This window comes from Rhizobium sp. AP16 (genome assembly GCF_000281735.1).
Taxonomy (GTDB): Bacteria; Pseudomonadota; Alphaproteobacteria; order Rhizobiales; family Rhizobiaceae; genus Rhizobium; species Rhizobium rhizogenes.
The window spans coordinates 1-16,216 of record NZ_AJVM01000034.1 but is presented as its reverse complement, the minus strand read 5'-3'; the positions used below and the strand labels follow the sequence as shown (position 1 = coordinate 16,216).

Genomic DNA, 16,216 nt, shown 5'->3' with positions numbered 1-16,216 from the left:
CTATCCACAAAGCCTTTCTTAGCCATCCCCGTGTAATTCTGTGCAAACTGGTTCTTGGTAAAGAGGAGGTGGAGCGATGATATTCGTAACCGCCACGATCATTGGAATTGCCGCCGGCCTACAGCGCTCGGCGATCGTCTCGATCCTGGGCGCGGCTCTGGTGAGTGTCGCCTTCATGGCAGCCGTCGCCGTCTCGATGGTTCCACCGCCGCTGACAACATTGTTCATCGCGCTCGGCGGCTACAATCTCGGCTTTATCGGTTACCTCATCACGCTCGACGTGCTGGAACACCAGCGACGGGCCTGAACTGCACGTTCAATCCTGCGGCTTGAACCGGAAGAACCGCACATCCGACTTCGCCGCTGCCGGGATCGGCTCCAGATAGGCGGGCACATGACCCTTGCCGAGCTGGGCATAGAGTCCCTCCGGCTTCAGCTCCGAAACTTCCTGCACCTGCGGGTCCCCGGGGCAGAAGGCAAGCAGCGTCACATGCGCGCCGCGCAGGAAGGCTTCCGCCTCCTTCGGCTCGGCAAGGCCGATATGCAGTTCGGTAAGCATCCCATCCGGATCACGATGATAGGGACCTGAGAGCGTGCGATGTGGCGTGAAGCGCAGAAGGGGCGAGCCCATATTCGACGGCGCGGAAACGACGCCGGGGGCGAGACCGGCGATCGGCGCAAAGGCTTCCCTTGAGGCGCAGTCTCCCGTCTCGTCCACATTGGCAGCGAAACTGTTTGTGACCCCATTCTTGGCAAGCGCACCGCCGACGGCCCAGACAGCCGGTACGGAAAGCAGCGTGACGACAACATACATCACGGCGGCGCGAACATTCTTCGTGTCGGCGGCGGAAACGCGGCGAAGCTCAGCCAGCAGGATGGCGAGCGGCGGAATGGCGAGCAGATTGGAAAACTCCGCCCCGCGCACCTGCACCAGCGCGATGATCCAGTTGACGGCGACCAGGGCCAGGAGAACCGCATGCAGCCGGACGCGCTCGCCGCGTAGCATGCGGAAAACACAAAGCAGGATCGCCAGCAAGCCGGTAAAGTAGAAGGCGCCGAGCGTTTCCGGCTGATGTTGCGTCAGTGAGAAAATCGACTGCGCCTCGGTGACCTTGTTCAGCCAGAGCTGCACCAGCATCGGGTCGAGATCGGCGAGCGGATTACGCAGGCATTGCGGCGCGATCACCAGGGTCGTCGCGAAGACGGCGGCGCCGTTGGCCACCAGTACCGCCAGGCGCCACGGCCGCGGCAGGCGGCTGGCAAACAGCGCCGACAGCAGCAGGCCGGCGCCGCCGACGCTGGTGATGCTGTAGAAGCCGAGCGAGAGGTTGTCGCAGGTGACTGCGGAATAGAGATGCGGCGGCACCAGCGCGAAGAAGGCAGCGCTGACGGCAATGGTCAGCGTCAGGGCGAAGGCGCGGGCGGCGGGCGCGAAGACCTCGCCATCCCAGGCCCAGAGACCGGCGACGGCCATGCAGGCGACGGCGACGAAGGGCGTCGTCTCCGCGCCGATGCCGAGCGCGATGGCAAGGGCAATCGCAGCAATGGCGAAATTGCGCGGACGGTAGCTCTCGTCCGCCAGCATGGCGACGGAGAGCGCGACGAGACCGAGCTGCACATTGTCATGATCGATCGAGCCCGGCATGAAGCGGCGGGACGTCACCACGAAGAGCGTCGTCAGGATCAGCGAGAAATGCATGCCCTCGACGCCGGCGATCCGGCGGCCGGCAAGCCCCATGAAGGCCATCAACGGCAATACCAGCATCAGCGGCCAGACAGTGAGCGCCGCCGCTTCCGCGCTTTCCGGCGCGAGAAACAGCCGGAAGAAGGCAATCAAGCTGGCGATCGGCAGGTCGATGAAGCGCGACCAGTGCATCAGCGTCCCGCCATCAAGGCCGAGGCGATATTGCATCATGTCGAACCAGCCCTGGCCGCCAAGGAGATCGCGCACTTCGACCAGGCGCATGACGTCATCATTGTCGGGGCCGACATAGTCGGTGGCATGGCGATTGAAGATCAGCAGCACGACGATGGTGAAGAGCGTGTAGATCAGCGCGACGAGCCTCGGCCGCGACCAGAGCGACGGTACTTCCGTTTGCGCCGTAACGGCCGCTCCGCGCGTTACTGTCAGCGTCTGCGCCATCTCGATAAAACCCCGTATTCGAAGGACATCCGGGGCGCCACGCTAACCGCTGGCAATCAAGAAAGCGTAAAGCGGGGCGACGCGGCCGCAAATATCACGATAATGTTCCCTCGCAAGCCGCAACCTGCCATTTTTCGCCCACAGCCCTAGGGTCTTATTAACGCGCAACGGGATAGGTTCTCGTCCAATAGGTCGCAAGTGAAAGTCACGCGTAGGAACTGGCCAGAGACCATGTGGAACGAGAAGCTGAACATCGCCGTCCTCCTGCCCTGCTATAATGAAGCCGCCACGATCGGCGACGTCGTCCGTGGCTTTCGCAAGGCACTGCCACAGGCCGGCATCTACGTCTACGACAACAATTCCACCGACACCACGGCGCTGCACGCCATGCTCGCGGGCGCAACAGTCGTGCGCGAGCGCCGGCAGGGCAAAGGGCATGTGGTGCGCCGCATGTTCGCCGATATCGACGCCGACATCTATCTCATGGCCGATGGCGACGGCACCTATGCGCCTGACGATGCGGAGGAGCTGATCCGCACGCTTCTGACCGAAGGCTCCGATATGGTGGTGGGCACGCGCCGCGGCGTCCACGACGATGCCGGCCGCCAGGGACATGCCTTCGGCAACCGCATCTTCAACTGGCTTTACCGCACCATCTTCGGCCCCGATTTCACCGACATCTTCTCCGGCTACCGCGCTTTCTCCCGCCGCTTCGTCAAGAGCTTCCCGGCCGTCTCCGGCGGCTTCGAGATCGAGACGGAAATGTCGGTGCATGCCTCCCGGCTGAAGCTGCCGGTCAGCGAGCTGGAGCTCGACTATGGCCGCCGGCCGGAGGGGTCGCATTCCAAGCTGTCGACCTTCCGCGACGGCTGGAAGATCCTCTGGATGTTCGCGATGCTGATGAAGGAAACGCGGCCCTTCGCTTTCTTCGGCATTCTGGGCGCCATTTCCATGGAGATGAGCATCGGCTTCATGATCCCGGTCTTCGTTGAATATTTCGAGACCGGCCAGGTCTTGCGCATGCCGACCTGGGTGCTCTCCATGGCGCTGATGATGATTTCCTTCATGCTGTTCACCGCCGGGCTGATCCTCGACTCGGTCGCCCGTGCCCGTGCCGAACAGCTTCGCATTCACTATATGAGCCTGGCCAAGCCCGCATCTCACCGGATTGATATTGATGATGAGCAAACGGGCTACATGACGGAACACGAGAAGCCGGCAAGCCGGAGAAAAAGGGCCAAGGCTGCATGAAGAGGCTTCTTCGCTTCCTGATCGCCGGCGGCGTTGGCTTCGTGGTCGATGCGGGCGTACTGCATTTGCTGCTTTGGTACACGCCCTTCGGCCCCTTTATCGGCCGGGCGGTGTCCATACCAAGCGCGCTGCTCGCCACATGGTTCCTCAACCGTAATTTCACCTTTGGCCGTTCCGGCCGCTCGCTGGCGGCCGAAGGCTTCCGCTATGGTTCGGTCGGCCTGACCTCGGCAGTGCTGAACTATGCCCTGTTCAGCTCGCTGCTGGTCGCCGAGCCGAGCTTGCGGCCGATCATCGCATTGATCCTGGCATCAGCTGCGGCGACGGCGTTCAGCTTCTTCGGCTATTCGCGCTTCGTCTTCCGCCACCGCCAAAATCCCTAAAGATCCCGGTCAGATCGGTTCCCAGCCGTCCTTTTCGCTGGCGCGATAGATGGCGTCTATGACCTTCTGATTGAGCTTGGAGCTTTCGAGCGACACAACTTCGGCCTCCTTGCCGAGAGCGGCGGACGCGAAGGCTTCTGCTTCACGCCTGTACTGGCGGCTGTCGGGGAAGCGGAAAATCTGCGATTCCGTGTGGCTGCGATTGGTCAATTCCAGCTCTTCGGCGCCATAACGGTCGGCATTGAAGGGGGACTTCACCTCGATGAAGCCTTCCGTGCCATGGAAGACCATGACCTGGCGGTTAGCCATCTGCGTCGAGACATAGAAGCTCATATCGAAATCACCGAAGTCGGCCTTGACCCTGGAATAGATGTCCGTGCCGAATTCCGGATCGCGCTCGGTGACCGCCTGGATGCGCAAGGGCTCGCGGCCGGTGACGAAACGGGCTGATATCGTCGGATAGACGCCGATATCGGGCAGACCGCCGCCGCCGAGCGCCGGGATGTTGCGCATGTTGCCGGCATCACGGTTGAAATAGGTGAAGGCGCCCTGGATATGGCGCAGGCGGCCGATGGCGCCATCCGCCAGAAGCGAGCGCACCTTCCGCCAGACCGGCGCATAGGTCACCATATAGGCTTCGCTCACCAATACTTTGTTGCGGTCGCGGGCGGCGATCAGGCTGTCGATCTCCTCGGCCTTCAGCGCGATCGGTTTTTCGCAGAGCACATGCTTGCCGGCGTCCGCCGCCTTGATCGTCCACTCGACATGCTGCGCCGTCGGCAGCGGAATATAGACGGCATCGATCTTGTCGGAGGCCAGCATCTCCTCGTAGGAGCCAAAAGCATGCGGCACGGAGAAGCGATCCGCCATCTGCCTTGCGCGGGCGAGATCGCGGCTGGCGACCGCCGTCACCACGCAATTCTCCGCATCCTGAATGGCGGGCACGACCAGATCGCGGCCAATCTTCGCCGTCGACAAGATTCCGAAACGCAACATGATTTTCCTCCTGGAAGATGATCCCGAAGCGACGGTCCGCAGGGCGTCAAACGCGGCGCGGCTTTCGGCTGGGATCCTATGACATTGATGGGCGGAGCGAAACGAGGGAGGCGTCATCGCTCGGATGAAACCGGGGTGGACCTTATTCGGCCCTTAGCGACGGCGCAACGGCTTGGAACGACGCGCCGCCAAAAACATGCAAAAGCTCCGAAAGTATGGATGGCCGAATTTGTCCTCATTTTGTCCGACACCTGGCTTTCCTGGCTATCTATTGGGATCTAACTTCGGCTATCCTTCAAACACAGGAGATACGAAAATGTCCCATGCCAACACCGCCCTGCTGGTTATCGATGTCCAGGAATCCTTCCGCCAGCGTCCCTACTGGCAAACGGACGACCTGCCCGCCTTCACCAGCCGCTTGCAGGCGCTGATCGACGGCGCCAAGGCGCGTGACATTCCCGTCGTGCAGATTTTTCATGTCGACGGCGATGGCGACGAGCATTTCAGCCTGAAGAGCGGCTATGTCCGCAAGCTCGACGAGATCACGCTCGACGCTGACGCCGTCTTCCACAAGCATCGCCATTCCGCGCTGGTCGGCTCGGGTCTCGATGTCTGGCTGGTGGAAAACGGCATCCGCAAGCTGATCGTTTCCGGCATCCGCACCGAGCAATGCTGCGAAACCACGACGCGCCATGCCTCCGATCTCGGCTATGCCGTCGACTACGTCACCGAGGCGACGTTAACCTTCCCGATGACGCATGCGTCGGGCACGGTCTTCAGCGCCGATGACATCAAGAAGCGCACCGAACTCGTATTGGCCGGCCGTTTCGCCCGCATCGCGACGGTCGAAGACGCGCTTGCCTCGACGGCGCTCAGGAGCGCCGCATGAACCAAGGCGACAGACACGTCCATCGCCGCATCATTCCGGTCTATGTCGTCCTGCCGCCCTATACGCTGCTGATGGATGTCGCCGGGCCGATGGAGGTTCTGCGCCGCGCCAATGTCGAACAGGATGACGTCCTGTTCGACTATCGCTTTATCGCCGCCCGGCCGACGCAGACGACGTCGGTCGGACTGCTGCTTGCCGAACTGTCGCCGCTGCCGGATCGTATTCCCGACGGAGCCTATGTCGTCGTCTCCGGCAGCGTCACGCCGCCGTCTGACGCCGATGATGTCGAACCGGAATTGGATATTCTCACCGCCTGGCTGAAGACGGCCATCCGCCCCGGCATCACGCTCGTCACCATCTGCTCCGGCGCCGTGCTCGCCGCCCGCGCCGGCCTGCTCGAGGGCCATGCCTGCACGACGCATGCGGCCTGCATCGAAGAGGTCCGGCACTATGCCCCGACCGCGCGGGTTCTCGACAATAGGCTCTATGTCGAGGATCGCGAGCGCTATTCCAGCGCTGGCATTTCCACCGGCACGGACCTGATGCTGCATATCGCCTCGAAACTCACCTCGCCGGTAACGGCCTTGACGATCGCCCGCCACATGGTCGTCTATATGCGCCGCACCGGCGCCGAACCGCAGCTTTCGCCCTGGCTCAGCGGCCGAAACCATGTCCATCCCGCCATTCACCGCGTACAGGACGCAATCATGGCCGACCCCGCTCATGGCTGGTCGCTGTCCGAACTTGCCCGGATTGGCGCGATGAGCGCGCGGCATATATCCCGGCTGTTCCAGGAGCATGCCGGCCTGTCGGTGACCGCCTATGTCAATCTGATGCGCGTCACCCTTGCCCGCGACGTGCTGACCAATTCGCGTATGGACATGGAGCGCGTGGCGGAAAAATCCGGCTTCGCCTCGCCGCGGCACATGCGGCGAGTCTGGTCGAAATACAACGAACTGCCGCCCAGCCACTACCGGCGATCCGCAGCCGAATAAAGAAATCGTTAGTGGAATTTCGCTGGCCTCGGCGGTAGCCTGCCTTGTCCCTCCCCGCTGGCGCCTCTGACGCCAGCTTCCCACTCAAGTGATTTGGAGATGTATCATGGACCTGCGCAAGCTTGGACGTACCGATCTTTTCGTCGCCCCGATCGTTTTCGGCGGCAATGTCTTCGGCTGGACGGCCGATGAGAAAACCTCCTATGCCCTGCTCGACGCCTTCTTCGACGCCGGCTTCAACACGATCGACACCGCCGACGTCTATTCCCGCTGGGTTCCCGGCAACAAGGGCGGCGATTCCGAGGAGATCATCGGCAAGTGGCTGAAGCAGAGCGGCATCGCCCGCGACAAGGCCATCATCATCACCAAGGTCGGCTCGGACATGGGGCCGGACAAGAAGGGCCTGAAGGCCGATTATATCCTCCAGGCGGTCGACGCTTCGCTGAAGCGGCTGCAGACAGACTATATCGACCTCTATCTGTCGCACTGGCCGGACCCGGAAACGCCGCATGAGGAATCACTCAGCGCCTATGCCAAGCTGAAGGAACAGGGCAAGATCCGCCATGTCGGCTGCTCCAACCTTAACGCCGAGCAGTTGCAGGCTTCCCTCGATGCCGCCGCCAAGACAGGCCTGCCGCGCTACGACGTGCTGCAACCGGAATATAACCTCTATGCGCGCGACAGCTTCGAAGGGCCGCTGGCGGATCTCTGCGTGCGAGAAGACATCGGCGTCATCACCTATTTCAGCCTCGCCGCCGGCTTCCTCACCGGCAAATACCGCACCAAGGCTGATACCGAGGGACGGGCGCGCGAAAACCGAGTGGCTGCCTATCTTGACGACAAGGGCCTGCGCATTCTTGCAGCTCTCGACAAGGTTTCCGACGAAACCGGCTCGAAGCCAGCCGAAGTCGCGCTTGCCTGGCTGCTGCGCAAACGAGGCGTCACCGCCCCGATCGCCAGCGCCACCAGCCTCGGCCAGCTTGACGCGCTGATCAATTCGGCGAAGCTCAAGCTTTCCGACGAGGCCATGGCCCTGCTCGACAAGGCCGGCGAATAGACAAGGACGAACCGATGACCGTGGTCGTGCGCGACGCCAAGCCTGAAGACGAAACCCGCTGGCGCAAGCTTTGGGCCGGATATCTCGCCTTCTATCGCGCCGACGTCGCGCCCGATATCACCGACATGACATGGCGCCGGATATTCGATCCGGTGTCCGCCATGTTCATGCGCGTCGCCGAGGTCGATGGTGAGGTCACGGGTTTCGCACTGTGCCTGACGCATGAGAGCACATGGATCAGAGAACCGGAATGCTATCTCGAGGACCTCTTCGTCGACGAAAGCACACGCGGCCAGGGCGTCGGCCGAGCGTTGCTCGACGATCTCGTCTCGCTTTGCAAGGGGAATGGCTGGGCGCGGCTCTATTGGCACACCGAAGAGGACAACGCCACGGCCCGCAAGCTCTATGACAGCTACATCAAGAGCGATGGGCTCATTCGTTACCGCATCAAGTTCTAAGCTTTGGCAGCCCTTCGTAGAGAGCCGAATGATCGCCTTCCCAGTTCGCCATGCCCCTCTTGGTCAGCATGCCGCGCGGGCTGACATAGCTCTGGATGGTTCGCATCGGCCGCTCGTGCCACTGGATGTTGAAGGCCCATAGTTTCGGGAAGAAGCAGAGCGAGGCATAGGGCAGGTGATCGTGGATCCACCAGGCCAGCTTCCGCCAATCTCCCTCCTCGTGGCAATGATCGATCAGCCACGGCACGACGACGCAGACGGCGGCGCCCATGCAGTCGTCCAGATCGCGCATGTCCCAAATGTGATGGGCGGCGGTGTGAGGATTGGTCGAGCAGTTCAGCCCGTTCCTGTTGCCGAAGGCATTGACATCAGGGGCGCGATAGCCGGAGCGGATATGCAGCCGACCGAAGGTGGCCTCCAGCGGCTCCAGCAGTTCCTCGCAAAGCCTGCGGCCGCTCTCGATCGCGAGATCAGGATCCTCGGGGATATTGGGAATGCGGTAGAAATCGGCGATCTCCGAATGCAGGAAGTCGCGGAAGAAGAAATTCTTCGACAGCCTGACGCGTCCGAGTTCCTCCAAGCCCTTCATCGATCCCGGCTTTTTCATCCTCTGCAATCCTTGTCTCGGTTCGTACGGCGAGTTCAGACATTTTTACTGCGAACCACCACCCGATTCCGTCAGCAGCGGATTTTCCCGCTGCTCACCTCACGGCCCGGTGTATTTGAAGAAATCGATGAAGGCTCTCAGCGCCGGGCGCATCTGGCGGCGGCTGGGATAATAGATGCAGAAGCCGGGATAAGGCGGGCACCAGTCCTCCAGCACGCGGATCAGGCTGCCGTCCGCCAGTTCCTGCTTTACGCGTATGTCGAACAGATAGGAGAGGCCGGCGCCGTTGACTGCCGCCAGAACCGCGAGCCGGTCCTCGATGACGATCAAGGGGCCGTCGACGGCGACGATCAGCTCGCGGCCATCCTTCTCGAACTCCCAGCGATAGATCGACCCATCGGTAAAACGCCGCTTGATGCAGCGGTGATGGACGAGATCACGCGGGTGCAACGGCCTAGGATTGTTCTCGAAATAGGCCGGAGATCCGGCGATGACCGTGCGGATGTCGGGTGATACCTTCACCGCGATCATGTCCCCCTCGACGCTCTCCTCCAGCCGGATGCCGGCATCGAAGCCTTCCTTGACGATATCGCTGAAACCATCCTCATTGGCGATCTCCAGCGTGATGTCGGGATAGGTATTGAGGAAATCGCCGAGCCGTGGCGCCATCAGCAGATCGGAGGCGAAGCGCGGCGCGGTGATGCGCAAATTGCCCGCCGGGCGGCCGCGCATGGCCAGCGTATCCTCCAGCGCGATATCGATTTGCTCCAGAGCCGGCGCCAGTCGGTCCAGCAGCGTCTGGCCCTCCTCCGTCGGCAAGACGCTGCGGGTGGTGCGAGCAAGCAGCCGCACGCCAAGGCTCTCTTCCAGGCTGGAGATGGCATGGCTGACGGCAGAGGGCGCAATCGACAATTCCTTGCCGGCGGCACGGAAGCTGCGATGGGCGGCGACGGCAGCAAGAACCGCCAATTGAGAGAGCTGGGTTCTGTTCATTGATCTAAATGATAGAACAGCCTGTTAGAGTTTGCACGGATTTTCATTCATTATCGAGGAGCCTACGTTCCTCTCGTCAACACGAACGGCCAGCCTGGTCGGCGCCGAACGCAACAAAGTTCAAGAGGAATACGACAATGAAAACCCGCAAACTCGGACAGGATCTCACCGTTTCCGCCGTCGGCCTCGGCTGCATGGGCATGAGCTTCGGCTATGGTGCTTCCGACGAGAATGAATCGGTGAAGACGCTGCATCGCGCCGTCGATCTTGGCGTCACCTTTTTCGATACCGCCGAGACCTACGGCCCCTTTACCAATGAAGTGTTGCTCGGCCGGGCGCTGAAGCCGGTCCGCGACCGCGTCGTCATCGCCACCAAGTTCGGCTTCAAGCTCGATCTGACAAAGTCGGGCCTGGCATCGATGGTCGGTGTCGACAGCCGGCCGGAACATGTGAAGGAGGTGGCCGAAGCATCGCTGAAGCGGCTCGGCACCGATGTCATCGACCTGTTCTACCAGCACCGCGTCGATCCGAATGTACCGATCGAGGATACGGTCGGCGCCATGGCGGATCTGGTGAAGGAAGGCAAGGTGCGCGCGCTCGGCCTTTCGGAAGCGGGAGCCGCCACCATCCGCCGCGCCCATGCGGTGCACCCGATCGCCGCGCTGCAGAGCGAATATTCGCTCTGGACCCGCGACCCGGAAGAAGATGTGCTTGCCGTCTGCCGCGAACTCGGCATCGGCTTCGTGCCCTACAGCCCGCTTGGCCGTGGCTTCCTGACCGGCGCGATCAGCAAGGTGGACGATCTTGCCACGGACGATTTCCGCCGCAGCCTGCCGCGCTTCCAGGATGAGAACTTCGACGCCAACGCCGCCCTCGTCGCCAAGCTCGAATCCCTCGCCAAGGACAAGGGCGTCACGGCCGCGCAGCTGGCGCTCGCCTGGGTCCTGCATCAGGGCGACGATATCGTGCCGATCCCCGGTGCCCGCAAACTGCACCATCTCGAACAAAACGCGGCAGCCGCCGACATCAGGCTTTCGGCTGCCGAAGTGCAGGCGCTGAGCGATATCATGCCGCTCGAAAAGGTAGCCGGAAAACGATATACCGAGGCTTCGCTGGCGATGACGAATATCTGACAACGTCGTCAAGCATCCGACATGCAACCATGTAATAAGGACATCGGTTTCCGGGCCGATGTCTTTTCTTTTATGCGGCAGCACCGATGCGGCGGAGCGTGGGATAGAATTCGTATCCGTGAAAGCATATCCTACGAGCGCCACACCTTGTCCGTATCATTTCGTGCACCAGATAGATCGTCATAGTCGTAAACCGCACATTCACTTCTCCACGCTTGGTTGACAAACCAACCTGAAGTTTGAAGAGTGCGGCCAATCAAAAACGGCAGCGTTGGGGAGGACTTATGTCTATGCGCGCGTTTATCGGGCTTTCCGCTTTTCTTCTCGCTACTTTCACCACATTGATGCCGGCAGGGGCTGCCGACACCAAGCGACAAGTGGTCACCACGCAGGACGGCGACTACTACGGTTTCGACCTGCGCACCGAGCAGAACGTGACGCTCGACCAATGCTCGACGTCCTGCATCGGCGACAAATCGTGCAAGGCCTTCACCTATAATCCCAAGGTGAAATGGTGCTTCCTGAAGTCCGATTTTAACCAGCTCAACACTGTGGCAGGCGCCATCGCCGGCAAGATCGTCGAGACGGCCGCCGCCAGTGAGCCGGATATCGGCGCGGCACCCGCGCTTTCCTTCCTCTCCGACAATTTCATCCAGAGCGCACGCGATGCGAAAAGCCGGCTGACGCTCGGCGCCGAGCTGAAGGGGCAAGGCGTTGAAAGCCTGATCGCGCTTGGCCGCATCGAGATTACCTCCGGCAATGTCAACAACGCGCTGAACGCTTTCCAGGGTGCCTTGTTGCTCACGCCGGACAATGGCGATCTCTGGATCGAGATGGCGCGCGCCGCCAATACGACGACCAACGACACATCACTTGCAACCCAGGCAGCCTATGCCGCGCTCAACGGCTATCAGCTCTCCCGCACGACCTCGAGCCGCGCCGATGCACTCGCCGTGCTCGCAACCTCGCTGCAAAATGCGCAGAACTACCGCCAGGCATTGAGCGCCTATAAGGCGAGCCTCGCGCTCACGAGTTCCGCCGCGGTCCAGGCCGCCTATGACGACCTGAAGGCCCGCCAGGGTTTCCGCGTTTCCGGCAACACGCTGGATAACGACAACGCCTCGCCGCGCGCCTGCGTGCAGTTCTCCGAAAAACTGGTGAAGAGCGGCGTCGATTACACCCCCTTCGTCACCGTCAATGGCGCCGCCCCCAAGGGCGTCGATGCCAAGGACAACCAGATTTGCGTCGAAGGCCTCGACTTCGGCCAGCGCTACAGGATTTCGCTGCGCCCCGGCCTGCCCTCCTCCGTCGATGAGGATCTCGCCACGCAGGTCAATGTCGACATCTACGTCAAGGACCGCTCGGCTTCGATCCGCTTCACCGGCGACAATTTCGTGCTGCCGTCGACCGCGCGCCGCGGCATCCCGATCGTCTCGGTCAACACCGCCACGGCCAATCTGAAACTCTACCGCATCGGCGACCGCAACATTGCCCAACTGCTGAATAATTCGCAATTCCTGACGCAGATGAGCGGCTATGGCGCCCAGACCATTCAGGACACCAGCGGCGAACTGGTCTGGCAGGGTTCGATCGAGATCCAGCAGAACCTGAACAAGGATGTCGTCACCAGCTTCCCGATCGACGAAGCCCTGCCGAAGCGCAAGCCCGGTGTCTATGTGCTGACCGCCGTCGCGCCGAATAGCAGCGTCCAGGAGTGGGATTCGCAGGCGACGCAATGGTTCGTGGTTTCCGATATCGGCATCACCACCTATGCCGGCACGGATGGGCTGAACGTGTTCACCCGCTCGCTCGGCAGCGCCAAGCCGACCGCCGGCGTCGAGCTGCAACTGCTCGCCAAAAACAACGAAATCCTCGGCACCGCCAAGACCGATGCCAATGGCCGCGCCACCTTCAGCGCCGGCCTGATGCGCGGCACCGCCGGCATGACGCCGGCCGTCATCACCGCTCAGAACGGCGATCAGGACTATGTCTTCCTCGACATGACCCGCGCCGGCTTCGATCTTTCCGACCGTGGCGTCGCTGGCCGCACCGCGCCGGGCGCGATCGACCTTACCGCCTGGACCGAACGCGGCATCTACCGTGTCGGCGAGACGGTGCATGCCTCGGCGCTCGCGCGTGACATCAGCTCCGTGGCGGTCGAGAACCTGCCGCTCACCTTCGTCTTCCTGCGCCCCGACGGCGTCGAGGATCGCCGCATCGTTACCGACGGCGGCAAGCTCGGCGGCTATAATGTTGACCTGCCGCTGCAGCAGACGGCGATGCGCGGCAGCTGGACGATGAACATCTATACCGATCCGAAGGGTTCCTCGATCGGCTCGCAAACCTTCCTCGTCGACGACTTCGTGCCGGATCGCACCGAATTCGACATGAAGAGCGACGCCAAGGCGATCGAAGTCGGCAAGCCGACGCCGGTCAACATCGAAGGGCGCTATCTCTATGGTGCGCCAGCCGCCGGTCTCAGCCTGGAAGGCGAAGTGACGCTGAAGCCGACGCGCCAGAGCGACGATTACAAGGGCTATCAGTTCGGCCTCGCCGACGAGGGCGCCGGGCAAAATGCCAGCGACGACAGCGATAGCAGCAGCAGCGACAACAAGGCCGAGAGCTCGCAGGTGCCGCTCGAGGACCTGCAAGCGCTGGACGAAGATGGCAAGACGACCTTCGACGTCACCATCAACGACACCCCCTCGACCACGCAATTGCTCAACGCCGACATCACCGTACGGATGCAGGAAGCCGGCGGCCGCGCCGTCGAGCGCTCGCTGACGCTGCCGGTCAGGGCAGATGGGCCGCGCATCGGCATCAAGCCGGAATTCGACGGCGATCTCGGTGAGAATTCCCTCGGCGCCTTCCATGTCATCGCAATCGACCAGAACGGCCAGAAGCAGGCCATGCAGGGCCTGACCTGGAAGCTGCTCAGCGTCGAGCGCGACTATCAATGGTATCGCGACGGCAATAGCTGGAAATACGAACCCATCACCTCGACCAAGCAGGTCGCAACCGGCACGATCAACGCCACCACTGACGGCGCGGAAATCTCCGTGCCCGTCACCTGGGGCCGCTACCGGCTGGAAGTGGACACAGCAGATACGAACGGCCCGGAATCCAGCGTCGAGTTCAATGCCGGCTGGTATGTCGCCTCGACCTCGACCGAAACTCCGGACGCGCTGGAAGTGGCGCTCGACAAGAGCAGCTATCATGTCGGCGATACGGCAAAGCTCAAGGTGACCTCGCGCTATGCCGGCCAGTTGATGGTGACGGCCGGCTCCGAAACGCTGATTTCGGTTGCCAATGCCGATATCGGCGCCACCGGCGGCGAAGTCGATATTCCCGTCACCGCCGATTGGGGTGCTGGCACCTATCTGACCGCCACCCTCTTCCGACCCGGCGAAGCGCAGGAAAGCCGCATGCCGATGCGCGCCATCGGCATCAAATGGGCGGCAGTCGATCCCGGCGAACGCAAGCTGCAGGTCAAGCTCGATGCGCCGCCAAAGACGCTGCCGCGCCAACCGCTGAACATTGCCGTGCAGGTGACCGGAGCAGGTGCGAACGAGGATGCCTATGTGACGCTTGCCGCTGTCGACGTCGGCATTCTCAACCTCACGCGTTACGAGCCGCCGGCACCGGACGACTGGTATTATGGCCAGCGCCAGCTCGGACTTGAAATCCGCGACATCTACGGCCGCCTGATCGATGGCTCGCTCGGCGCGACCGGCAAGCTGCGCACCGGCGGCGACGGTGGACAGGCGGGTCTGGCGGCGAGCCCGCCGACACAAAAGCTGGTCGCCTTCTTCTCCGGCCCGGTCAAGCTCGATGCCGACGGCAAGGCCAATATCAGCTTCGACATTCCGCAGTTTAACGGCACGGCGCGCCTGATGGCGGTTGCCTGGTCGAAGGCCGGTGTCGGGCATGCGACGCAGGATGTCATCATCCGCGATCCGGTCGTCGTCACCGCCAGCCTGCCGAGGTTCCTCGCGCCGGGGGACAAGGCCAATCTGCGGCTGGATATCGCCAATACCGATGCCCCCGCCGGCGACTACAAACTGGCGGTTACCGGCAATGCGGCGGTCACCGTCGATGCCAGCGCCACCCAGCAGACGATCAATCTGCAGCCGGGCGGCAAATACGACATCACCCTGCCCTTGACCGGAGGACAGCCGGGGGCCGGCACGGTTTCGATCAACCTGTCCGGCGCTTCCGGACTGTCGCTCGATCAATCTCTTGACCTCCCCGTCCGCCCGGCACAATTGCCGGTGACCGAACGGCGGCTCGTCTCGCTGGCGCCTGGAAAGAGCCTGACCATCAATGCCGACCTGCTCGCCGACAGCGTGCTGCCCGGCGCTTCGGTCAGCGTCAATGTCAGCCGCTCCGGCGCCTTTGACGTGCCGGCCTTGTTGATGAGCCTCAGCCACTATCCCTATGGCTGCGCCGAGCAGACGGCCAGCAGCGCGATGCCGCTGCTCTATTTCAGTGATCTGGCCATCAAGAACGGCCTGGCCGACGACACGGAAATCCGCCAACGCGTTCAGGACTCGATCTATCGCGAAATGTCCTACCAGTCCTCCACCGGCAGCTTCGGCCTTTGGGGTCCGGGCTCCGGCGATCTCTGGCTCGACGCCTATGTCACTGATTTCCTGACCCGCGCCCGCGAGCAGAAATACACGGTGCCGGATCAGGCCATGGCGCAGGCATTGGAAAACCTGCAGAACGCGCTCAGCGCCAACACCAACGTCAAGGATAACGGCAACGAGATCGCCTATGCGCTCTATGTGCTTGCCCGCAACAAGAAGGCTTCGATCAGCGATCTTCGCTACTACGCCGATACGATGCTGAATGACTTCCCGACGCCGCTCTCCAAGGCACATCTGGCGGCCGCCCTTGCGCTCTATGGCGATGCCCAGCGTTCGCGCAACATCTTCGTCGACTCGCTGCAGATGTCGCAGCAGGCGGTGGTGACGAAGGTCAGCTTCGCCCGCTCGGACTACGGCTCGTCGCTGCGTGACGGTGCGGCCGTGCTAGCGCTGGCGGCCGAAAGCCGCCCCGTGCCGCCGATCGTTCCGGAACTGTCGACCGTCGTCGCCAACGAATGGAAGAACAAGATCTATACCAGCACCCAGGAACAGACCTGGATGCTGCTTGCCGCCCGCGCGCTGCAGAACGGCGATGACGGCCTGACGCTCGATGTCAACGGCGCTGCCCATACCGGCACCTATATGGCGCAGATGAGCGGCGACGCCCTGATCGGTCATCCGCTGACCGTTACCAACACCACCCGCCAGCCATTGGCTGGGGG

At 62.2% G+C, this 16,216-nt stretch carries 13 protein-coding genes; 9 read left to right on the top strand and 4 right to left on the bottom strand.

The genetic code is table 11. The features are described from left to right. The first annotated feature begins 76 nt into the window (after window positions 1–76). On the top strand, window positions 77–307 hold the full coding sequence (locus tag PMI03_RS13410) for a hypothetical protein (protein WP_007693980.1): 231 nt from the start codon (window positions 77–79) through the stop codon (window positions 305–307). Between the two features lie 9 nt (window positions 308–316). Here the strand turns inward: PMI03_RS13410 and PMI03_RS13405 are convergent, their stop codons facing one another. Beyond that, complete coding sequence (locus tag PMI03_RS13405; protein WP_007693978.1) at window positions 317–2,143, bottom strand: hypothetical protein; 1,827 nt, start codon at window positions 2,141–2,143, stop codon at window positions 317–319. 231 nt (window positions 2,144–2,374) lie between these two features. Between PMI03_RS13405 and PMI03_RS13400 the strand changes: the two genes are divergently transcribed. Together PMI03_RS13400 and PMI03_RS13395 are read left to right on the top strand one after the other, a co-directional pair. Further along, the gene (locus PMI03_RS13400) at window positions 2,375–3,394 is read left to right on the top strand and encodes a glycosyltransferase (RefSeq protein WP_007693976.1); all 1,020 of its coding nucleotides are present in this window, start codon (window positions 2,375–2,377) and stop codon (window positions 3,392–3,394) included. Continuing rightward, entirely contained in the window at window positions 3,391–3,777 is a 387-nt protein-coding gene (locus tag PMI03_RS13395) for a GtrA family protein (RefSeq protein WP_007693974.1), read from the top strand. Before PMI03_RS13400 ends, PMI03_RS13395 begins: the two co-directional genes overlap by 4 nt. Before the next feature lie 9 nt (window positions 3,778–3,786). Here the strand turns inward: PMI03_RS13395 and PMI03_RS13390 are convergent, their stop codons facing one another. Further along, window positions 3,787–4,773, bottom strand: coding sequence for a Gfo/Idh/MocA family protein (locus PMI03_RS13390; protein WP_007693972.1), 987 nt, complete (start codon window positions 4,771–4,773; stop codon window positions 3,787–3,789). Between the two features lie 316 nt (window positions 4,774–5,089). Between PMI03_RS13390 and PMI03_RS13385 the strand changes: the two genes are divergently transcribed. From PMI03_RS13385 to PMI03_RS13370, 4 genes are all read left to right on the top strand, one after another. Then, complete coding sequence (locus PMI03_RS13385; RefSeq protein WP_007693970.1) at window positions 5,090–5,662, top strand: isochorismatase family protein; 573 nt, start codon at window positions 5,090–5,092, stop codon at window positions 5,660–5,662. Then, the gene (locus PMI03_RS13380; protein WP_007693967.1) at window positions 5,659–6,657 is read left to right on the top strand and encodes a GlxA family transcriptional regulator; all 999 of its coding nucleotides are present in this window, start codon (window positions 5,659–5,661) and stop codon (window positions 6,655–6,657) included. Before PMI03_RS13385 ends, PMI03_RS13380 begins: the two co-directional genes overlap by 4 nt. Before the next feature lie 106 nt (window positions 6,658–6,763). Next, a complete protein-coding gene (locus tag PMI03_RS13375; protein ID WP_007693966.1) occupies window positions 6,764–7,714 on the top strand; it encodes an aldo/keto reductase in 951 nt (316 codons plus the stop codon). A gap of 14 nt (window positions 7,715–7,728) precedes the next feature. Next, window positions 7,729–8,172, top strand: a complete 444-nt coding sequence (locus PMI03_RS13370) for a GNAT family N-acetyltransferase (RefSeq protein WP_007693964.1) — start codon at window positions 7,729–7,731, stop codon at window positions 8,170–8,172. Here PMI03_RS13370 and PMI03_RS13365 read toward each other — a convergent pair. Continuing rightward, window positions 8,162–8,779: a hypothetical protein gene (locus PMI03_RS13365; RefSeq protein ID WP_007693962.1), complete on the bottom strand. Its 618-nt coding sequence runs from the start codon at window positions 8,777–8,779 to the stop codon at window positions 8,162–8,164. The two genes, PMI03_RS13370 and PMI03_RS13365, sit on opposite strands and share 11 nt — an antisense overlap. A 99-nt stretch (window positions 8,780–8,878) precedes the next feature. Next, on the bottom strand, window positions 8,879–9,772 hold the full coding sequence (locus PMI03_RS13360) for a LysR family transcriptional regulator (protein ID WP_007693958.1): 894 nt from the start codon (window positions 9,770–9,772) through the stop codon (window positions 8,879–8,881). A gap of 137 nt (window positions 9,773–9,909) precedes the next feature. On the opposite strand from PMI03_RS13360, the gene PMI03_RS13355 reads away from it, so the two are divergent. Further along, window positions 9,910–10,905 carry an aldo/keto reductase gene (locus PMI03_RS13355; RefSeq protein ID WP_007693956.1) on the top strand — a complete coding sequence of 332 codons (996 nt, stop codon included), beginning with the start codon at window positions 9,910–9,912 and terminating at the stop codon, window positions 10,903–10,905. Window positions 10,906–11,189: 284 nt separating this feature from the next. Next, on the top strand, window positions 11,190–16,216 hold a 5,027-nt coding region (locus PMI03_RS13350), incomplete at its 3' end, for an alpha-2-macroglobulin family protein (protein ID WP_039973954.1).